Here is a 20964-nt window from a genome sequence, read left to right as displayed (position 1 = left end):
AGCCTCCCTTGTCGTTTCTGGTTCCATTGTCGCCTGTGCGCGGGCGGTTGCGGCGCATCCGGAGCGTATTTTGCGAACGCGATATTCTTTTTATCACGCGCCGCGCACGCAAATGGGGCATGATTACATCAGAGCCACGCCGCCACGCGTTGAGCTGGCGCTGCGTTGTTCGCCTTTTTGACAACACGTTGAGGAAACGGAGAACACTATGGATATCGGGTGGAAGATTGCAAGCGCCGGGTCAATGGCTCTGTCGGCAATGGTGGCGAACAAGCTGGTCGAAGGCGGTTGGAAGCTTGTCACCGGCAAGCCGATTCCACGCGAAGACGATGACAATGTCCAGATTGTGCAGCTTCTGGCGTTCGCAGCCCTGTCAGCGGTGTGCGTGTCGGTCATTCAGCGTTACGCCATCAAGGGTGCGAAGAAGTGGTACGGACCTGGTCAGATTGACGACTGATCACCACGACGATGTGTGGGCACGACGAATGGTGAATAATGCGTAGTCCCGCATGGTGATCGGAGTTTTCAGTGAATGAGTTTCATGAGGGGTCGCCGTGCGTTCACTACGGCACTCCGGTTGTCTCTGGTGTGGCGTGGGCGCCCTCGGCGTGGGCCAGGCGCCCGACGCTGCCCGCGCAGGACGAGGCGGAGCTGACGCCTGATCAGCGGCCAGGCGCAATCGACGCGTACATGACGGCAACTGACGTGGTGGCGCAGCGCCTGTTTGAGCGTGCCGAGCGCTCTGAAGGCAGCGCGGCCGAGGTTCTTGCCGTCACCGCGTCAATGGCGACCGACAAATCATGGCGCAAGGAGACGGTCAGGTACATCGAGGCAGGCGTTCCCGCTGTTCAGGCAGTGGTACGTGCTACCGCGAAACTGATTGATTCCTTTGAACGCTCCGGCGGCATTTTGGCCGAACGCACCACTGACCTGCGCGATGTGCGTGACCGCGTCATCGCTGAGCTGCGCGGGGAGCCCGAGCCAGGCATTCCGCGCACTGATCACCCGGTAGTGTTACTGGCTGATGATCTCTCTCCTGCTGATACCGCAGGGCTTGACCCCTCGATGTATTCCGCGATCGTCACAGAGTTCGGCGGCCCGACCTCGCACACGTCGATCATTGCTCGCCAGCTCGGCATCCCGTGCATCGTGGCGGCCCGCACCATTGGGCAAATTGCCGAGGGTGTCCATGTGCTTGTCGATGCGCATACCGGAACAATTACGACGGGCGCCCGCCACTGTGACGCTCACGACGCAGTTGCTCATGAAGCTGAACGCCTGGCGGCGATCCGTGCCTGGCACGGGCCGGGACGCACGCGCGACGATGTGCGTGTTGAACTGTTGGCAAATGTGCAGGACGATGTGACGACGAGGTTGGCGGCACACTCTGGCGATGCGGAAGGTATCGGCCTGTTCCGCACAGAGTTGTACTTCCTCAACACTCAGGTCGAACCCAGCGTGGACGATCAGGCTGTGCTGTACGGGAAGGTGATGCAGGAGTTCCCTGAATCAAAGGTTGTGGTGCGCACGTTGGATTCCGGCTCCGATAAGCCTGTCCCATTCGCCCCGCTGCTGGAGGAAGCAAACCCGGCTTTAGGTGTGCGCGGTATCCGCACCACTGGCCACAACCAGGAATTTCTGCCCCGCCAACTCGACGCGATTAGATTGGCAGCTTCTTCTGTTGGGCATGAGCATGTGCGCGTGATGGCACCGATGATTTCCACAGTTGCGGAAACCCAGTGGTTTGCCGGCCTTGTCCATGATCGCGGCCTGAAAGCCGGCATCATGGTGGAGGTTCCCTCCGTTGCCATCATGATTGACAAGTTTGCGCCACTGGTGGATTTCGTGTCGATCGGGACGAATGATCTGACGCAGTATGTGATGGCTGCTGACAGAATGTCGCCCCACCTGGCCGAGTACACCGACCCGTGGCAGCCGTCGGTGCTGCGCCTCATTGCCCACACTGCGAAGGTGTGCCGCGAGACCGGCACAGATGTATGCGTGTGTGGTGAGGCTGCTGCTGACCCCTTGCTTGCGTGTGTCCTGGTCGGCATGGGTGTGCAGTCTCTGTCGATGGCATGCCCGGCTATCCCACCGGTGGGTGCTCGTCTGGCGTCAGTGACACTCGAGCAGTGCCAGGCAGCTTCCGTAGCCATCCGTGAGGCAACCAGCCCAGGAGAGGCGCGTCATTTTGCCCGTACCCAACTCCCCCCGCTCGCATCAGCTCACTGAGCGCGCCCAGGAAATGAACTCGTCGGCCGAGTAGACGGGTTTGCCCCACTTTGCGGCGTTCCTGGCTTTGCCGGACATGCTGGTCACGTCCGCAGCGATCAGAACGTCGCATCGCGTCTTTGACACATTGGGCGCGACAGCCAGGCCGCAGGTGTGTGCGAGGTTTTTCATCTGCTCGCGCGACCACACCTCACCGTCACACATAGCCGTGCCGGTGAAGCACACACGCACGGGTATAGCCGCATCACCGCTGTGTTCCTCAATGAACTGCGCCCACGTGGTTTGCTCGCCCCGAGTGCGGTAGTTGATCGCCACTTCGTACCGCCGGCAAAAATCGTCAATGAGCTGCGCGGCGCTGTCACCAAGCGTAAGCCCAGCGACGCGTTCTTCGATCAGTGCGGCCACTTCCACCGGATCCCCGTAGGGCACGATTTGTCGCGGTGAGCGCGGCAGGAGCCATGCGGCTCGAGGCTCGTCGACCGGCGTGTATGCCGGTGCGCGTTCGGGCAGACTCGCATCTGCTGCATGTGCTGCGTCGCGCAGCTTTTCGGCTCGTGTGAGCGCGCTTGCTGCGCTTTGTGGCACCTGAACAGTGAGCACTGATTCGAGGGGTGCGACGATGCCGGTGCGTTTGAGCTCGTCATCCCAGATTCGCAGCATGTCGTCGTGTGCCGGTGCGACGAGGGTGTGGCCGGAAATGCGTTCTTCAACGGCTGGCCATATATCAGCCAGGCGCGGCGCTACCTGCAGGTCGGCTGCGTGAATGTCATAGGTCGCTGCGGCATCTCCGATGTCACGCGTCGGGTTGATCAGTGAGGTGAGTGGGGCACCCTCGTCAAATGTGAAGGCGATTTCGAGGGGGCGTATGAATCCGTCGCCGTGACCGCAGGTGAGCGCGCCGCAGTATGCGCGACGGCCAGTGGGCAGGCCGGTTGTGTCTGCCAGGAATGAGCGGATGCGGTGATCGATTTTCACGTCGCGCGGGTAGATGGGGCGTGTCAGCACGAGGCCGTCGAGGCTGCGGCACCGTGACAGCGCTACGTAGAGTTGGCCGGCGGCGAATGTGCCTCCCGACAGGTCGATGACGGCACGGTCGAGGGTTTGGCCCTGAGATTTGTGGATCGTGATGGCCCACGCCAGTTTGAACGGCATCTGCGTGAAGGAGCCGACGACGCTGTGGCGCAGGACTCCACCTTCGACGGTGGGGTGGGTGATCTCCCATGCGTGTGGTTCAACGCTGACTGTCGAGCCGTCGCGCAGTTCAACGAGCACTTCAATGTCGTCATCGACACTGCATTCGATCGAGTCAGTCGCGGCGGTGGGGTCGAAAGTGGGAACGCGGCCGGGCACCGTAGGGGCAGTATCGGGCACGGTACCTGCAGTGATGGGGTCGGACGCGGCCTGGTCGATCCCGTCGCTTCCTCCGATCCCTTCGATCCCGACGATGCGCCCGAGCGAGCCGTTCACCCACCTGTCAGCCGGGTCGTTGGTCAGCATCATGACCTGGGCGCCAACTTTGAATGACAGCACGGGGTCAGTCGGCGGCTCGAACTTGTCGAGGTTGCCTGATTGCGCTCCGTGGCACTGGATGAGCGGTGTCGGCAAATCATCAAGGTGTCGCCGGTTGCGCGCACCGACGATCCGGTTTGTCGTGGCGAGCGTGAGCCAAAACTCGTCCTCTGGTGGCGTGAAATCGTGGTTGACCTTGCTGTTCAGGACGCTGGTGATCGAGCGTGTCATGCGCCCCGACCTGATCGCGTTGAGCATCTGCGTCATCTGAGAATCACCGAGCTGGCGAAAAACCTTCGTCAGGTTGACGGTCGGGAACCGCTCGGCACTGTACGCGCTGGCAGAGAAGAAATACGGGGTGCCAAAAGCGGACGCGAAGTAGTCTTCTTCTCTCGTGTTGACCACGGGCGGCAGCTGGTAGAGGTCTCCGACCAGGACCAGTTGGACTCCTCCAAGAGGCTCCCCAGGGTGTGGCCCGTATTTTTCGAGGGCGAGGCACACCTTGTCGAACAGGTCGGCTCGCACCATCGACGCTTCATCGATAATCAAGGTGTCGATTGAGGCCAGCGTGCGCGAGAACCGCGAAGGCTTATACGTGCCGTTTCGCACGTCGTCGATCGTGGTATGCGGGGTGAATGAGAACAGGCGGTGCAGGGTGTAGCCGTCGACGTTGAGCGCTGCCACTCCGGTGGGGGCGGCGACCACGACTTTGCGCTCGGTTGATGCCATGAAGTAGCGGATCAGGGTGGATTTGCCCGTGCCGGCGTTGCCGGTCAGGAACAGGGATCTGCCGGCTTCCAGCATGTCGAGTGCCCGACGGAATTCGTCGGTGATCTCGATGGGTGGGGTGCTCACAGGGTCATGGTCTCACAGCCCACCGGCATCTGCGGACTGCGAGTGTACGGCAAGGTCGCGGCCATCAAACAGAGGCAGCAGCGCGGCGAGATCTGTTCGCTGGCCGGATGCCTGGATCAGGCCGGCGGCGTCCCCCTCGTCCCACGACAGGTCGCCGGTTGCGAGGCGCAGCCACGTGGGCATCGACATTTCGACGACGGCGGGTGGGGTACCTCGGCGGTGCGTGGTACCTTTCAGAATCTGGACGGCTCCGGCAGGAGGGACGCGCACTTCGACCGCGCGACCGGGGTGACGCTGTTCGAGCTCCTCCAGACAGAAACGCACTGCCGTCATCTGCTGACGGCGCGGGGTGTCATCGCCCTGTCCGCACCACGTGCGCAGCGCGTCCATGCCGGCATCGAAGTCGATTTTTCGTCGAGGCGTCATGGCGACCATTCTAGGCGCTGATATACACCTCGGGCCGTGTCATCAGGTATGCGTTGAAGTATGCGAGCTGTGAGCGCAGGTCTTCTTGTGCCATCGCTGCGCCGTAGGGCGATTCTCTGGCTCCGGCAATGATGGTGGGCTTGTTCCCCAGCGGTTTGATCCGTAGAGTCGCGACATCCAGTCGAGGGCGTTCCTGAGAGCTCCGGGAATGGATCGGTTGTACTCCGGGGTCACGATCAGTACGGCGTCTGCTCTCTCAACATAGGACTTTCTACCTAGACGGCGCTAAAATGAACCTGCACAGCGAGTTTCACAGTTGAGACGCAGGGGGCATGAAAGCAAGGAAGCATGAGTCTGCCGTGCACCGTCGCCTCGTCGCTGAGCTGAAAACAACCAGAAAGGTATCAACATGGACGGAACAATGCGCGCCCAGCGCTTCTACGCCGACAGCAAGACCATGAAGGTTGAAGACATCCCGATCCCCTCCCCCGGACCAGGCGAGGTCCTCATTAAAGTTGCCTACTGCGGCATCTGCCACTCTGACCTGTCACTGATCGACGGGAACTTTCCACCACAAGTTGACGTGGTGACGCAGGGCCATGAATGCTCGGGTGAAATCGCAGAGCTGGGCGAAGGTGTCACCGGGTGGGAAGTAGGCGACAAGGTTATTCCCGTGTCCGGCAGGTCGTGCGGCGAGTGCCGTGAATGTCGCCGCGGCAACGAAGGAGCCTGCCAGAACCTTGAACTGATGGCGTTCGCCTATGACGGCGCCTGGGCGCAGTACGCCATCACTCCTGCTGCTGGCCTCACGCGAGTTCCCGAGGGCGTCCCGATGGATCAGGCAGCGATTCTGGCTGACGCTGTTGCTACACCTTTTAGCGCGGTCAAGCGCACAGGTCGAGTGTCGATCGGCAATGCGGTTGCGGTGTGGGGCCTGGGCGGCGTGGGAACGCATATCGTTCAGCTCGCCAAGCTCGCCGGCGCTATCCCGGTCATCGGGATTGACATTAACGACGCGGTCTTGGAACGTGCGAAGGAGTTGGGTGCTGACTACACGTTCCGGTCAGATGACCCGGACTTGATGGAGAAAATTACGGAAGCGACGGGCGGTCGAAAAATCGATGTCGCGTTCGACGCCGTTGGTTTGCAGGCCACGTTCAAGCAGGCCATTGCCTCGTTGGATTTCAATGGGCGAGCTGTCCTCGTTGGCCTGTCAGGTCAGGAAATTGACGCTGGCCCCATCTTGTCTTTCGGTTTGCAGCGCAAGCAGGCGTTCGGCCACCTGGGCTACAAACCTGTCGACATTTACCTGTTGGCAGAGCTGTTGAAGGACGGGCGTCTTGACCTGTCGCAATCGATCTCTGCTGTGGTCCCGTTGTCCGAGATCGAACGCGGTATTGAAATGATGGAAACGAAGGAGGGCAACCCGATTCGAATCCTCGTCGATCCGTGGAAATAGTTCCCCAATGATCCCGCCACGGCGGCGCGCTGCGTGAAGGAACGCATCGCTGAGAAGTTAGGCCGTCACATCACGAACGCCAAAACGTAGCGAGTCGCTGGAACTGCTTAACCTCGGGTGGGCGTCAGTTCTACGAACTGACGCCCACATTTGGGATCAGTAAGCGCGACTCGTATGCGCTGAACGCCCTGCTCCTTCACAATAGATAGCGGGGGGATTCGAGATGGACGACGTGGATTTTCAGCAAGCAAAGGCGATGTACATAGCCGCTCGTAAGAAGGAGCGTGCACGTATCCGAAGCGCTCTGCAAGGTGCAGGATTCCAAGTCAAATCAGTGGGTAACGCCGGGCAAGGATTAAGATCCTACACAAGCGGCGGCCGCCTTTCGCCACCTTGTGACCTTTCAAATTGGATGTGGATCGAAGCACAGCGTGATGGCGTGTGCAAGACGCCGGTTCAGCGAATCATCGGAAACAGAACCGATAATCGTCGCCACTGGCAACATCATGAGAGATATTCTTTCATCTGCCGCCAATACCAACCAGCAATGCACGAACGTTCGCACCCGCAGTTATGCGCGAAATTGATCGTCGATACCTGTTCTTGTCGTGCCTACTCGCAGTCCTTTTCACTCGCCAATGCTCAGTCTCTCCATGCCCTTGAATCAAAAGACATTTCGTCCTAAAAACCTCAGCACGAAAGCAACTATAGCCCTATAGAACGGTTCGCACCTCGACAGTTTCACGTTGAAATGTCACTCAACAGCAAGCGTAGCGCTCGTTCAACGCTGTCCTATCGTCGATCGAGCCAATGGGGAGAGTAGCAGTGGGACCCCTAGAACACGTTCAATATCGAGCAGCTCCCTTAGTATCTCCAACTTCGAGATTACTCGCAAAATAACAGCGATGTGACGCCACTTAAATAGTAACAACATCAATCTCAGCGAAAGAATATTGGAACTGTACTCAACAGAACAAAACAAGAGTCGCCAAGACCCCGGTCCCTTTAAGAAGAAACTCTCTCTATACCGCGTATCTCGAACGTCCATTTTCACTAGACGAAAACAAATAGAGGAACCTGACGCACGTTATAAGATAATTGGAAAATCCGGATGGCTGCTCAACTTCAACTCAATCTTATTCTTGAAGTTGAGCAGCCAAAGGAACTTCCATTCAAACCGCCGCAAACACCAAACATCTACCGTGGGCGCCGTTGCTCTTTTTCAGGCAAGACCCAATCGTCGCCGCTTGGATCAGTTTGGTACCAAAAGGCAACGGTAGTGACATCATCACGACGCTCAAAAAGATAATCACCACGATCCCCGATTTGTTGGAGAGTAACTTTAAGCCTTCGAGAAAATCTCACAGGATCCAAAAGATGCCATCTATACATCCCATGTCCTGGTGGCAGATCTTTGGCATAAGGTGAAACTCGGCTGTTATCACGACTAATCTGCTGATGATACCCCAAGTACAGAGAACAATAAGCCACTGGTTTTGGATCTTCATACCCATCCCACTGGTCACGAAAACCCCAAGCGCCACCGACATAGTCTTCCAAGCCAGTTCCGACAATTGTGGCAAAATCTTGGTCATCATCAATATAAAACTTGAGCTCTCCTTCGCCGTACCAAAATCTCTCTAGTTGGCTCAGAAAAATGAAGCTACCAACGTAAGCTCCCGATCCCTGCGTGTCGAGAACGACATGATCTTGTCCGAGCTGGTTAGTGCCATTAGTGCGTCGCCATTGTGAGTGCAAATAACACAGATCATCGGGAAATGATTCCTCAAGCGAATAATCAACCTGATAGAAGAATCCTTCGACCACTTCAGAGTGGTCACTAACTATTTCAACTACAGCTCTTTCTCTAAATGGCATTTGGAGATAGCAGTTAAGCCCCCCAGTTGGCGCTGCGACCATAACTGAGGAAGAATAGTTAACCACCTCGCCGAATCCACATCCAAAGAAGTCTCCAATTGGAACGTCTATAGCTGGGTTTTCCGCCGAATCCCACGTTATTCTTATCCGGATATTTCTCAGAACGAATGGCTCAGACTTAGTTCTCGCTGGCATAGTGAACCACAGGTGACGAATCTGACCGGGTCCCTTAATATCCACAATCTTGACTGTTTCTCCTGGAGGAATAGATATGCAAGGCCTACCCTTCCTGCCAACTCCTAGCTTCGAGGAGGATCTTCCTCCGTTTCCAGGCGAACCGCACGGGTTTTCTGCCGTTATAGAACGTGAAAGGACGGGGAGATTCCTCGCATAATCAGGGAAATTCATATTAGTTTTCAAGTGACTAATCCTTTTCACTTAACTGCTCCAGCAGTGACGCCCCTCGTCAACGTTCTCTGGAAGAACGCGAAGAAAATGAGCGTGGGTAACAACGTGAGCAGAGATGCGGCCGCCATTTGGGTCACGTCAAGCGTGTTCTGTCCCTTTAGATTTGCCAGAGCAATTGGTAAAGTCTGAGAATCCGGTCCAACCAGCATGATCATCGGAATCAGGAATTCATTCCACGTCCAGACGAAGAAAAAAACCAGCAAAACAGAGAGCGAAGGACGCATAATCGGGTAAACAATGCTAATTAGGACCCTGAAACGACCAGCACCATCCACCTGGGCCGCCTCAAGCATTTCTCTCGGAAATGTAGACATTACGGAGGACAACAGATAAGTCCCCATCGCTGCCTGCAGAACAGAGAAAATAATAACAACCGACCAGATCGAGTTATGGAGGCCTATTGCTTGAACACCGTAAAATAGAGGATACAAGAGTGCCTCTTGTGGCAACATCGTTGCGATCAAGAGGACAAAAATAACTCCAGTACGCCCCTTGATTCGACCAATACCAAGTGCGTAAGCAGCCAGAAGTGACAAACACGTGCCGACTAGAGAAGTTACACCTGCTGTAACTATGGAATTAAACAGAAGTCTCGGAAAATTAACCGTTTCCAAGTAACGCTGAAACGCACTCACAGTCCACTGCTCTGGTAGAGCTACCGGGCCATTGATGGAATATTCAGCTGGACTCTTGAACGAGTTAATCACCACCAAATACAGGGGTGCAAGCATCAATACGGCTACAAGGGCGGCAATTACTAAGACGCCATATTTAGTCAAAATAAAAGAAAGCGGTTTCCTCGCCTTATAGGCATCGCGAGCATACTGAGATGTTTTTTGCATCGAACTCTCACTCCTCCTCAATTGCCTTCGACTGCCAATAGACAAGCCCACCAGCTATGACGCAGATCGTTACCGCCAAGACAGTCGCAGATGCCGCTCCATAGCCAACCTTCGATAGCTCAAAGAAGTTCCTGTACGAGAAGAAAGAAGGGACGTACGTCGAGAATTCAGGTCCTCCACGGGTCAGCACCATCACAGGCGCGAACAACTTTATCGCGCCGATAGTTGCTGTCAGAACAACAACGAAAATGTCGGCACGGATGTTCGGAATGGTAATATGCCTGAATCGCTTCCACCAGCCCGCTCCATCTAACTGAGCTGCCTCATACAGAGACGGATCAACTCTCTGCAAACCTGACATGAATATCACAACCGGATATCCGATCTGCAGCCATATCATCATCAACATGATTGAGTACAGCGCTAAGTCCGTGTTCCCCAGCCAGTCAGGCGCGAGTCCTGTACCTACACCACGGAGTATCTCATTTAGTGCTCCATCTCTAGTGTTTAAAATCCAACTCCATAAGACGCCCGCCACGGCGACAGGCAAAATCTGCGGAATGTAATATGTGGCCCTCAAAAATGACGCTATCGCACTATTAAAATGCCTGCCGATAAAGTCAAACAGGGTAGCCGCCAGGATCAAACCAATCACAGTCGGTATAATCGCTATCGCGAAAATCATGTATATAGTGTTCACAAAAGATGACCAAAATAGTTTATCATGCATTAGATCTACATAGTTTGACACTCCAACCCATTTCATCTCAGCCTTACCACCCTTCCAGCTATAGAAGCTCAAAAGTGTGTTCACGATGAGAGGAAGTAGGACCACTACACAAAAACCGATAGCCAATGGTGATAAATAGGCCCAATAACTACGTCGCTCTTTATCTCTCCACCTCATAGGTCGCTTCTTTCGATAGAGCATTAACTTATTTAAGTTCACTTGTTACTCTCGTAGTAGTCTTTCATTCCTGCGAGGAATTCTTCGCCACTCTGCGATCCAGACACAAGTCCCTGCAGCCCAGCCATCTGATAATCAAGAAGTCCGGGAACTGGATAGTCAGGGTAGAAAGACAGGCGATCTTCAGATTTTAACAACTGGAACGTCTCATTCATTTCTTTCATGCGTTCATCTTCAATAGTCGACGGATCCACCACGACCGGAATTCCACCAATTCTTGCAATCTCACCTTGAACCGATTCACTCAGAGTCTTTTCTATCCACGCTTTCGCGCATTCCTTGTTCTTAGCGTCGCTCGGAATCGCCCACAAATGTCCCGAGGTTCCCGCCGTTAACTTCGCTTCGGGAAATTCCAACAATCCCCATTCAAACGGAGCCTCTTCGTTGATTCGAGTAAAGGACCAAGTGCCACTTGCCATAAAAGGTATTTCGCCAGCAATAAAGGCTCGCTCCATATCATCACCTTTCAGTCCAGCAAGCTGATGACCCAAGTACCCCTTGCTAATCCACTCTTCGAGGTGCTTCGTCCCCTCTGCAAACGCACCGCCAGTAATGTCTGCGGGGCCGGCGAGCAGAATGAAGTTGTCGACTTCTTCTCGCGAAGCATCTTGCGAGATCAGCTGCCACCATGTCTGCAATACAGCATGCTCGCCCGCATTCGAGGAAATTGGCGTGACCCCAGCCTTTAGCAAATCATCGAACACTGTTTCTAGCTCGGCCATTGAGCTTGGCATTTCAGTGATGCCATGCTCAGCTAACAAGTCTTTATTGTAGTAAAATGTATAGTAACTTGCAGTCGACGGCACGCCATACCATTCACCAGCTCCCGCATTACCATTATCATCGTATTTTGCTAGGGCTGATACAGCCCCATTCAGCTCCTTATCCCAGCCATTCTCCTCCACAAGGTCCGTCAATGGATCAAGAAGTCCCTGGGATGCTAACTGGCCCGCATCCGCATTACCCGTGTTAACGAGCACAACATCAGGCACGCTTCCTCCCGAAAGCAGAACCTTCGCGTTCGAGCGGAAAGACTCAAAATTGGTCGACGACCACTCCACATCAAGTGAGGGATTCTCTTCTTGAAACTCTGTCAGCCCTTTTTGCCACCCCTTGTACTGCGCAGTAGCTGTTGTCTCATACTGTAGAATTGTACATTTCCCTTCCAGCTCCCCGGACGCTTTCGCCTCACCAGACGTTGCATTAGATGACTCACCACCTGCGCTTCCACAAGCAGAAAGCATGATGCTCAGAGCCATAATTCCAGTGCATGCAGTTTGAATTCTCGACATCATCGTCCCTTTCTAAGAATCAATATTACGGAAGCCCATCCGCAGAGGTAACGTTACCTCGCATCGTTGCTATACGCAAATCACGAAAGACTACGCGAAACCTCTGCCCAAGTAAAAGCAGCCTTATTTTTGCTGAGGCCTCTCGGGCTTTCGACCCTCCACCACTCCTCGAGACGAGCCTTCGAAAGCCTTTAATGCTGAGCAAATAGACCATGCTACGATTGAAGAACGATGATTACGATAAAGGATGTTGCCAAAGCCGCAGGGGTCAGTCCAATGACGGTGTCAAGGGTCGTAAATCGGACTGATAACGTTAACTCTACTATGCGGAAACGTGTACTTCGCGCGGTTGAGCAGCTCGGATACGTGCCGAACCTGTCAGCATCTAAGCTGAGGGGGAAAAAGAGCACCCATTGGACAATTGGGCTAATTCTAAGAGACGTCGCGAACCCATTTTCTGCAGAGCTTCATCGCTCAATCGAAAAATCTCTTCGCGACTCTGGATCTCTAACTCTTACGGCGAGTAATGATGACGATCGGGATTACGCCCGCGAGCTCGTCATGACAATGCGCGCACACCAAATCGATGGTTTGATTATCGCACCTCCACCAGGAAACCAATCGTATCTGGGTGCAGCGGCAGAAACCGGTTTACCGATCGTTATCGTCGACCGTCCATCCGACTTCGAGCAGATTCCCTGCGTTATCTCGGACAACTATGACGGAATGCGACAAGCCACGCGTCACTTGATTTCGTATGGACACCGACGTATAGCGTATTTAGGAGACGAAGCCTCGGTTCCGATGACCGCTCGTCGCGATGGATTCCTAGCAGGGCTTCAGGAGGCAACAATAGACACCACTGAGGCTATTATTCGCCTCGACCAATTTGACCAAATACAGGCGAGAGAGACAGCTGTATCGCTTTTGGAATCCAATAATCCACCCACCGCGTTCATTGGCTCCAGAAACCGAATTAATGTGGCCATTATTCAAGCGCTTCGAGCGACCAAGCGTAGCGAAGAAATAGCAATGGTTGGATTCGACGATATAGAACTTGCCGCAGAACTGGATCCAGGTATGACTGCAGTTGCGCAGAATCCAATTTTGATCGGACAAATTGCTACCGCCATCCTAATGGATATGCTTGAGAACAATCGGGTTCAGGATCAGTCGGTTGTGGTATCGACGCGGCTGATCAAGCGCGGCTCAGGAGAGATTTCACGTACACAACCACTTAACTGAAGCGGGATTCCTTTCACGCTGATACACAAGCAGCTATCTAATTTGAAAGCTACTATCCCTTGCCACAAGCTACGCGATTCTGCTTCAAACACATGCAATCACCTGGCATTCATTCGCTGACACGCACAGAAGCTAGTTTTCGCGAATTGGTCTACAATGCCACTAGGCATCCGCTTGCTCTCGTATGAGGCTTTATAATCCTGACAACGGTTTCAAACACTACTGTCTCGAAGCCAGTATCACGATCTCTTCCCAGCCATTTTGCGTATGGACTTTTGTAGGGTGCCAGAATTTTTACCGCTAAATTTTAGCCCTTTCACCATGGGCCTAATCTTGGCGGCGGCTGCATGTCTGGGCGTATATCCACCTAGTCCGAATGCGGGCTGAAAGATAAGCGACACACAGGTAGGTGACTACTCTAGGTTTCGCAAGTGTGGTTTCTTTTGATAGTCGCTGTCCAATCTGTTGCATAAGCTGCCTCGACCATAGAAAGGAGGTTTTGAGCGCAGCAGACTCTGTCTTCTCAACAGTGGCTCATCACGCGCATCGGGCGCACTTGACGCAGCATTGGTCACATGTGACCCCGCATGAGGGTGTGCCCGCTCCCCTGCCTCAGCCCGGGAGCAAACCTACAGTGTTACTTCACATCACTGCGCTTGCGGCGCGTTGTCAACGCAACATCTCCCAGCAAGAGCACTCCAGCAAGAACATCCGTGTTGCGCGTGTACACGTGGCTTCCGTGAGACCTAGGCACGTCGGTTTTGCACACGAAATTTATTAAAACTGGCGTGAGCTGCATGAAGATTCACGGAGGTGCTAACCTGCGGTGTGCCCGACCGACGCCACAGGGAAAAACCCGCCGTACTGCAATAAGATGACCCTGATGCAAGAAACACACTTGTCGGCCAGAACATGCCAGGAACTGCGATCTCACATCGACCAGCATCTAAAGCCCGGTGACCGTCTTCCCTCGGAAAAAGACCTCGCCACACTGCTGTCGGTGTCGCGTACCACTGTGCGCGCAGCCCTCGAACAGCTCTGGCTTGAAGGCAAGGTGGAACGCCGCTGGGGTGCCGGTACATTCGTGCGCAAATCCGCCGAGCTCCCCCAACATATTGACCAGGTCTTCGTCGACGTCCAGCCAATCGACACAGTGTTCGGCACATTCGTCCAGCGTGGCCACCAGGTTTCCTACCTGGAAACCGCATGCGAAAAAGTCACGCCACCCACGATTGTGCGCACGCTTCTGCCACCCACCTCTGACAAGGAATGCTGGCGCATCACGCGCGTCATCGGTGTGGATGGGGCTCCCGCAATGCTGGTCTACGATCACATTCCGCTCAGCATTGACGGTGTTGACCTGGATCCGAGCCCGCTGATCGAGTCAGTGACCACGCTGACCAAACTCACCGACGAATGGGGTATCCGCATCGAACGCAACGACGCGACTGTGGAAGCCATATGCGCTCCGCTGACAGTTGCCGAAACGCTCGGCATCAAATTGCGCACTCCCATCCTGCGATCCACTCAAACCGCCGAAGTGCGCGACGGCCTGGCCGTTGCCGTCACGCTGATCTATCAGAACCCGGCAGTGATGAGCGCACGCGTCGTGCGCGCGCAGCGATCCAACTGACGCCCGACGATTCGATCAATACACAGCGACGCCCTCGCCAATTCTCCAAAAAGAGTTATTGACGAGGGCGCCCGACCGCCGCGAACCGGCGACCTAGAAACGCGAACGCAGCGCGCTTTCCTGCATGTCGCGAAGCTCGGTGATGTCAGCCATCCAGCCGTTGCCGTTGCCTGAATCAGTCAGTACGTCACCGCCGGTGATCACCACCATGTCGCCACCGGTCGTGCCGATGCGCGCCGCCTGCACGCCCTCAGCCTCTGCAGCTGCGTACACCGCCGGCAAGGATTCTTCGGCCACGGCCACCATCGCTCGGCCCTGCGACTCAGACAGCAACATGACGAAGTCATCCACGCCTGCGATGCCAGCTGCCTGCGCGATGTCGAAACTGCCGCCGATGCCGAAACGAAGCGCCGAATCCACCAGCGACTGGATCAGACCACCATTCGACAGATCATGTGCCGCGCGGATCAAAGGCTGTCCATCAGGGCCGTCAGCCGCAGACAGTGCTTCCAGGACTCGGCCCAATGCCATCTCGGCTTCCAGATCAACCTTCGGGGGCAGGCCACCGAGGTGATCATGCACGATGCGTGCCCACGCCGACCCGTCCAGCTCATCGCGGGTGGAGCCGAGCAGCACCACAGCCAGCCCTTCAGCGGTCCAGCCAGACGGATTTGCGCGACGCACGTCATCCATCACGCCCAGCAAGCCGACCACCGGGGTGGGGTTGATCGAGGAATCAAACTGACCTTTTTCCGTTCCCGAGGAGTTGTACAGGGAGACGTTTCCGCCGGTCACCGGCACACCCATCTCCACGCAACCGTCAGCCAGGCCTTCCATCGCGGTGACCAGCTGCCACATCGCGTCCGTATCCTCCGGATTACCGAAGTTCAGGCAGTTCGTGATTGCCACGGGGCGAGCACCCACCGTCGCGACATTGCGGTAGGCTTCCGCGAGCGCCTGGCGGGCACCCTCGTACGGGTCAAGTTTGGTGAACCAGCCGTTCGCGTCCGTTGACAGCGCCACGCCCGCACCGGTTTCTTCGTCGACGCGCACCACGCCGGCATCATCGGGCTGCGCGAGCGCCGTGTTGCCCTGCACGTAACGGTCGTACTGATCTGTCACCCACGCTTTCGACCCCTGGTTGACGTCCGACAGCACCGTGCGCAGCGCCTCATCCAACTCGGCGGCAGTCTGCGGGCGCGCCAAGCCGGCTGCCTCCACAGTGTTGTCCTGCAGCTCGTCCTGCCATGCGGGACGCGCGTACGGGCGGTCATAGACCGGTCCTTCATTCGCCACGGTCTTGGGATCCACATCCACGATGCGCTGGCCGAAGTGGTCGATCGTCAGGCGGCCATCACCGGTGACCGTGCCGATCACGGCGGCTTCCACGTCCCACTTGTCGATGATTTCGAAGAAGCGCTCACGATCTTCAGGGGTCACGATCGCCATCATGCGTTCCTGCGATTCGGACATGAGGATCTCACCGGCTGTCAGGGTCGGGTCACGCAGCAGCACGTTCTCAAGATCCACATGCATACCGGAATCGCCGTTGGCAGCCAGTTCCGAGGTGGCGCACGAGATTCCCGCCGCGCCCAGGTCCTGAATGGCCTGCACCACGCCTGCGTCGAACAGCTCGAGGCAGCATTCGATCAGCACTTTTTCCATGAAGGGGTCACCGACCTGCACCGAGGGGCGCTTAGTGGGCATGCCGTCGTCGAAGGTTTCCGACGCCAGAATCGAGGCGCCGCCGATGCCGTCGCCACCGGTGCGTGCACCGAACAGCACCACCAGGTTGCCTTCACCGGACGCGTTCGCCAGGTGGATATCGTCGTGACGCAGCACGCCCAGGCACAGGGCGTTGACCAGCGGGTTGCCCTGGTAGGACGGGTCGAACTCGGTTTCGCCGCCGATGTTCGGCAGGCCCAGGCAGTTGCCGTATCCGCCGACACCGGCCACCACGCCGTGCACGACACGGGCGGTGTCCGGGTGGTCGAGTGCGCCGAAACGCAGCTGGTCCATCACGGCTACCGGGCGTGCACCCATCGACATGATGTCGCGGACGATGCCGCCCACACCCGTGGCAGCACCTTGATAGGGTTCCACGAATGAGGGGTGGTTGTGCGATTCGACTTTGAATGTCACAGCCCAGCCGTTGCCGACGTCGACGACGCCGGCATTCTGTCCCATGCCGACCAGCAGGTGTTCGCGCATGTCGTCAGTGGTTTTCTTGCCGAACTGTTCGCCCAGGTGTTTCTTCGAGGACTTGTATGAGCAGTGCTCGGACCACATCACCGAGTACATGGCCAGTTCCGCGTTGGTGGGGCGGCGTCCCAGGATCTCGCAGATGCGCTGGTATTCGTCGTCTTTCAGGCCGAGTTCGCGGTAGGGCATCGCTGTGTCGGGCGTGCGCGCGGCGTCCTCAACGGTGTCGGGGGTTTCGACCGGGATAGGCGCGCCTGCCGCGCCGCGGTCAGCGTCATGTGTGGGGGTCATGTCAAGCTCCAGATTCTCAGTTGTCCACAGGCTGTGTCCACATGCTTGTGGACGGTGGCGCCGTCGCGCCTGCTTCCCTGTGGATCAAATTGTGTATGGGTTGTGGATAGCGGGGTCATGGACGAGGGCGAACGCCGCTGCGTCGTCATGCCTCACTTACCCCACCAATGTGGCCAGTGCGGAAGCGAACAGTGTCAGGCCGTCGGTGCCGCCATGTCCGGAAACCTCAACGGAGCCGTCCCCGCCGAATGATTTCGAGCGCTGCGCGCGACGAACCGGTCCGAAACCGCTTTCCACGGCGTGCTCGGGGTGCGGCATGAGGCCAACAACGTTGCCCTGCTTATTCGTGATGCCGGCAATGTCGTGAGCCGACCCGTTCGGATTGACATCCACGTAGCGGAACACGACGCGACCCTCATCCTCAAGCCGCTTGATCGTGTCGGCGTCAGCCTGGAAGCAGCCTTCGCCATTCTTGAGTGGGACTGTGATCGTCTGTCCCTGCGTCAGGCTCGAGGTCCACGCGGTGTCCGCGTTCTCCACACGCAGCGTCTGATCGCGGCAAATGAACTTCTGGTGCGTGTTGCGGATCAGTGCGCCTTCCAGCAGGTGTGACTCACACAGAACCTGGAAACCGTTGCAGATGCCCAGCACCGGCATGCCTGTGCGGGCCGCGTCAACGATCGGCCCCATAATGGCGGACACCGCTGCAATGGCGCCGCACCGCAGGTAGTCACCGTAGGAAAAGCCACCGGGCAGAATTACTGCGCCCACGCCCTGCAGGTCCGTGTCCTTGTGCCACAGGCGCACCGGCTCACCTCCGGCCAGACGCACAGCGCGAGCCGCATCCTGGTCATCGAGCGTGCCCGGGAAAGTCACGACTCCGATTTTCACCTTCGGACTCATTGCGCATCACCGTGAGCGCCCTCGTCAACGAGAAGTTCTTCGACGCGCACGACGTCCTCAATAATCGGGTTTGACAGGACTTCTTCAGCGGCGCGGCGTGCCTGGGCGAGGTGCTCATCCGTGACGGCGCCCTCCACATCCAGGTGGAAGCACTTGCCCTGACGCACAGATGTGAAACTGGAAATTCCCAGTCGCGGCAGTGCGGATCCGACTGCTTTTCCTTGCGGGTCAAGGATTTCTGGTTTCGGCATCACTTCAACAATGATTCGGCCCACTGGGTCCTCCTGGTTTCTTAAGGTGTCGGCGGTTAATGTGGTAGCTCTGTCAAACGGTTCACTGACGTGGCTGGTTGCCCGGTTCCGGTGCCTGACCGGTGAGCAGCGTGTACGCATCGACGTAGCGTTGACGTGTCGCCTCAACGATCCGGTCAGGCAGGCGCGGCGGCTGCTCGCCACTGGCGCGATCCCACCCGGATTCTGCGGAGGTCAGCCAGTCGCGCACATACTGTTTGTCGAAGCTGGGGGTCACCTGGCCTTCAACCCACTGGTCGGCGGGCCAAAAACGCGACGAGTCCGGCGTGAGTGCCTCATCAGCCAGGACCAGCTCGCCACTGTCAGGATCCACACCGAACTCGAACTTGGTGTCAGCGATGATGACGCCGCGCTCGCGAGCGATGCGCGCCGCCTCCGAATACAGCTTGATGGACGTGTCGCGCAGCGCTGCCGCCACGTCGCGCCCCACCATGTCGGCTGCACGCTCGAAGGAGATGTTTTCGTCGTGTTCACCCAGTTCAGCCTTGGCTGCGGGGGTGAAGATCGGTTCAGGCAGTTTCGAAGCTTCGGTCAGGCCTTCCGGCAGGCGGATCTCGCACACTGTGCCGGACTGCTTGTATTCCGCCAGACCGGAGCCGGTCAGGTATCCACGCACCACGCATTCGATGGGATACATGGTGAGCTTCTTGCACACTACTGCGCGCCCTGCGACCTGGGCGGGCACCGGCTCATCAAGCAGGTGGTTCCCCACAATCGAATCGAGCTTGTTCATCCACCACGTCGACAGTCCTGTCAGCACCAGGCCCTTGCCGGGGATTTCGGTGGGCAGAATATAGTCGTAGGCGCTGATACGGTCCGACGTGACCATCAGGAGTACGCGCCCGTCCTCACTTTGGTACAGGTCACGCACCTTGCCAGAATTAACGTGTGTCCACCCGTCCAGTTCGACTGCCTCACTCATTTTCTTCTCCCTCACTCCTTGCGCTGAACTGCTGATATGCGTGCGCCTAGGCGCTGAGTCCGTCTGGCCATTGCGCGATGTCGCGCCGGAATTGACATTCAGGAAAGTCAATGCGCCCGATTGCCTCGTACGCTGCGCGCCGCGCCTCGTCAATGGTTGCTGCACGCGCCACGACGTCCAGTACGCGTCCCCCATCAGCGACGAGGGTGGCGTGCGCTTCACTGTCCTGCGCTGCGCCGACACTTTTCGTGCCGGCGTGGATGAGGTGGACTCCGGGGAGTTCCTCTGCGGCTTCGGCTCCGCGGATCGTTTGGCCGGTGCGCGCACGAACGGGGTATCCAGGTGAGGCCAGGACGACGGTGACTGCCGCATCGTCACTCCAGGTCGGGGCCGCGACTTGGTCAAGGGTACCGCGCGATGCTGCGTCGAGCAGGTCAAGCAGTGGGGATTCGAGGCGCTCCAGGACGACCTGTGTTTCCGGGTCACCGAAGCGGACGTTGAATTCGACGACACGCACTCCGTTCGAGGACATCGCCAGCCCGCAGTACAGCAGACCGGTGAACGGCGTACCGCGCTGCGCCATGCGGCGCACCGTTGGTTCTGCGATGGTGCGAACAACCTCGTCGGCAAGTCCGTCGTGGAGCCACGGCAGCGGCGAGTAGGCACCCATTCCACCGGTGTTCGGCCCTTCATTGGCGTCCTGAAGGCGTTTGAAGTCCTGTGCCGGAACCAGTGGGACGACGTGTGTACCGTCGCTGATGCAGAACAGGGAGACTTCCGGCCCATCGAGGTAGTCCTCGATGACAACGGCACCGTCGGGACGATCCAGACAGTGGCGCGCATGTTCGCGTGCAGCGTCAGAGTCAGCGGTAACCAGCACACCTTTGCCTGCGGCCAGTTGATCGTCTTTGACAACGTGAGGGGTGGTGCATGTGCGGAGCGCCTGGTCGACCTCATCCATTGTTTGACAGGTGAAGGAGCGGGCAGTGGCGACGCCGGCCTCGTCCATGACAGTTTTGGCAAAAGATTTTGATGCTTCGAGGCGGGCGGCTTCCTTGCCTGGGCCGAAGCATGCGATGCCCTGCGCGCGAACCGCGTCAGCCAGTCCGGCGACGAGGGGGGCTTCCGGTCCGATGATGACCAGGTCAGCGTTCAGGTCGCGTGCGCGCTGCGCGATGGCGTCCGAGCTGTTCGGGTCAGCGGGGTTGGCATCACCGAAGTCCACGGGCGTGGCGATGCGGTCGATTCCGGGGTTTCCGGCTTGAGCGAACAGTTCAAGCGGTGTGCCGCGTTCAGCCAGAACACGGGAGTGTGCGCCAGTACGGATCAGTGCGCGCGCGATGGCATGTTCGCGCCCACCATTGCCAATGAGCAGAACCTTCACACCTTCAGCCTACCGAACTGTCAGGCCGTAAACGACGCCTCAGTCCCCTACTTTCGGTTAGACCAGTCACCCCCACAGGCTTTGTCATGTCCTATGTCGAGTACATATGACCGGACAAATACGGCGGAGCCTGTACGCGATCTCT

The 20964-nt window shown here is 57.2% G+C and carries 17 protein-coding genes and 1 pseudogene; 6 read left to right on the top strand and 12 right to left on the bottom strand.

Annotated features, from left to right (window positions below; genetic code table 11):
- The first annotated feature begins 208 nt into the window (after nucleotides 1-208).
- Both AC1EJZ_RS02415 and AC1EJZ_RS02410 read left to right on the top strand, forming a co-directional pair.
- A complete protein-coding gene (locus tag AC1EJZ_RS02415; protein WP_070727732.1) occupies nucleotides 209-457 on the top strand; it encodes a DUF4235 domain-containing protein in 249 nt (82 codons plus the stop codon).
- A gap of 71 nt (nucleotides 458-528) precedes the next feature.
- On the top strand, nucleotides 529-2232 hold the full coding sequence (locus tag AC1EJZ_RS02410; RefSeq protein ID WP_480293882.1) for a phosphoenolpyruvate--protein phosphotransferase: 1704 nt from the start codon (nucleotides 529-531) through the stop codon (nucleotides 2230-2232).
- Here the strand turns inward: AC1EJZ_RS02410 and AC1EJZ_RS02405 are convergent.
- The 3 genes and pseudogenes from AC1EJZ_RS02405 to AC1EJZ_RS02395 all read right to left on the bottom strand — a co-directional run.
- Nucleotides 2221-4596, bottom strand: a complete 2376-nt coding sequence (locus AC1EJZ_RS02405; protein ID WP_480293881.1) for an AAA family ATPase — start codon at nucleotides 4594-4596, stop codon at nucleotides 2221-2223. The two genes, AC1EJZ_RS02410 and AC1EJZ_RS02405, sit on opposite strands and share 12 nt — an antisense overlap.
- 12 nt (nucleotides 4597-4608) lie before the next feature.
- Nucleotides 4609-5022 carry a sterol carrier family protein gene (locus tag AC1EJZ_RS02400; RefSeq protein WP_480293880.1) on the bottom strand — a complete coding sequence of 138 codons (414 nt, stop codon included), beginning with the start codon at nucleotides 5020-5022 and terminating at the stop codon, nucleotides 4609-4611.
- Between the two features lie 42 nt (nucleotides 5023-5064).
- Nucleotides 5065-5271: pseudogene (locus AC1EJZ_RS02395) on the bottom strand (NADPH-dependent FMN reductase); the annotation flags it as partial.
- Between the two features lie 160 nt (nucleotides 5272-5431).
- On the opposite strand from AC1EJZ_RS02395, the gene AC1EJZ_RS02390 reads away from it, so the two are divergent.
- Both AC1EJZ_RS02390 and AC1EJZ_RS02385 read left to right on the top strand, forming a co-directional pair.
- A complete protein-coding gene (locus AC1EJZ_RS02390) occupies nucleotides 5432-6481 on the top strand; it encodes a zinc-binding dehydrogenase (RefSeq protein ID WP_058237312.1) in 1050 nt (349 codons plus the stop codon).
- Between the two features lie 223 nt (nucleotides 6482-6704).
- Nucleotides 6705-7166, top strand: coding sequence for a hypothetical protein (locus tag AC1EJZ_RS02385; RefSeq protein ID WP_480293879.1), 462 nt, complete (start codon nucleotides 6705-6707; stop codon nucleotides 7164-7166).
- Nucleotides 7167-7678: 512 nt separating this feature from the next.
- On the opposite strand, the gene AC1EJZ_RS02380 is transcribed toward AC1EJZ_RS02385, so the two are convergent.
- The 4 genes from AC1EJZ_RS02380 to AC1EJZ_RS02365 form a co-directional block, all read right to left on the bottom strand.
- The gene (locus AC1EJZ_RS02380) at nucleotides 7679-8599 is read right to left on the bottom strand and encodes a glycoside hydrolase family 172 protein (RefSeq protein ID WP_157886392.1); all 921 of its coding nucleotides are present in this window, start codon (nucleotides 8597-8599) and stop codon (nucleotides 7679-7681) included.
- A gap of 194 nt (nucleotides 8600-8793) precedes the next feature.
- Nucleotides 8794-9669, bottom strand: a complete 876-nt coding sequence (locus AC1EJZ_RS02375) for a carbohydrate ABC transporter permease (RefSeq protein WP_092648846.1) — start codon at nucleotides 9667-9669, stop codon at nucleotides 8794-8796.
- Between the two features lie 7 nt (nucleotides 9670-9676).
- The gene (locus tag AC1EJZ_RS02370; RefSeq protein ID WP_257590312.1) at nucleotides 9677-10483 is read right to left on the bottom strand and encodes a carbohydrate ABC transporter permease; all 807 of its coding nucleotides are present in this window, start codon (nucleotides 10481-10483) and stop codon (nucleotides 9677-9679) included.
- Between the two features lie 131 nt (nucleotides 10484-10614).
- Nucleotides 10615-11895 carry an ABC transporter substrate-binding protein gene (locus AC1EJZ_RS02365; protein ID WP_480293878.1) on the bottom strand — a complete coding sequence of 427 codons (1281 nt, stop codon included), beginning with the start codon at nucleotides 11893-11895 and terminating at the stop codon, nucleotides 10615-10617.
- A 264-nt stretch (nucleotides 11896-12159) separates the two neighbouring features.
- On the opposite strand from AC1EJZ_RS02365, the gene AC1EJZ_RS02360 reads away from it, so the two are divergent.
- Together AC1EJZ_RS02360 and AC1EJZ_RS02355 are read left to right on the top strand one after the other, a co-directional pair.
- Nucleotides 12160-13173: a LacI family DNA-binding transcriptional regulator gene (locus AC1EJZ_RS02360; protein ID WP_480293877.1), complete on the top strand. Its 1014-nt coding sequence runs from the start codon at nucleotides 12160-12162 to the stop codon at nucleotides 13171-13173.
- A gap of 883 nt (nucleotides 13174-14056) precedes the next feature.
- Entirely contained in the window at nucleotides 14057-14806 is a 750-nt protein-coding gene (locus AC1EJZ_RS02355) for a GntR family transcriptional regulator (RefSeq protein ID WP_480293876.1), read from the top strand.
- 93 nt (nucleotides 14807-14899) lie between these two features.
- Here the strand turns inward: AC1EJZ_RS02355 and purL are convergent, their stop codons facing one another.
- The 5 genes from purL to purD all read right to left on the bottom strand — a co-directional run bounded on the left by purL (nucleotide 14900) and on the right by purD (nucleotide 20819).
- A complete protein-coding gene (gene purL / locus AC1EJZ_RS02350; protein WP_058237315.1) occupies nucleotides 14900-17299 on the bottom strand; it encodes a phosphoribosylformylglycinamidine synthase subunit PurL in 2400 nt (799 codons plus the stop codon).
- 156 nt (nucleotides 17300-17455) lie between these two features.
- Nucleotides 17456-18190 carry a phosphoribosylformylglycinamidine synthase subunit PurQ gene (gene purQ, locus AC1EJZ_RS02345; RefSeq protein ID WP_257525574.1) on the bottom strand — a complete coding sequence of 245 codons (735 nt, stop codon included), beginning with the start codon at nucleotides 18188-18190 and terminating at the stop codon, nucleotides 17456-17458.
- A gap of 8 nt (nucleotides 18191-18198) precedes the next feature.
- Entirely contained in the window at nucleotides 18199-18477 is a 279-nt protein-coding gene (locus AC1EJZ_RS02340; protein ID WP_058237317.1) for a phosphoribosylformylglycinamidine synthase subunit PurS, read from the bottom strand.
- A 58-nt stretch (nucleotides 18478-18535) separates the two neighbouring features.
- Complete coding sequence (locus AC1EJZ_RS02335) at nucleotides 18536-19435, bottom strand: phosphoribosylaminoimidazolesuccinocarboxamide synthase (protein WP_058237318.1); 900 nt, start codon at nucleotides 19433-19435, stop codon at nucleotides 18536-18538.
- Nucleotides 19436-19481: 46 nt separating this feature from the next.
- Nucleotides 19482-20819: a phosphoribosylamine--glycine ligase gene (gene purD, locus AC1EJZ_RS02330; protein ID WP_058237319.1), complete on the bottom strand. Its 1338-nt coding sequence runs from the start codon at nucleotides 20817-20819 to the stop codon at nucleotides 19482-19484.
- Nucleotides 20820-20964 lie beyond the last annotated feature (145 nt).

Source organism: Pauljensenia sp. C0170B5, from assembly GCF_056590195.1.
Note: the sequence above shows the minus strand (reverse complement) of the source record. Positions and strands in the feature narration are given on the sequence as shown.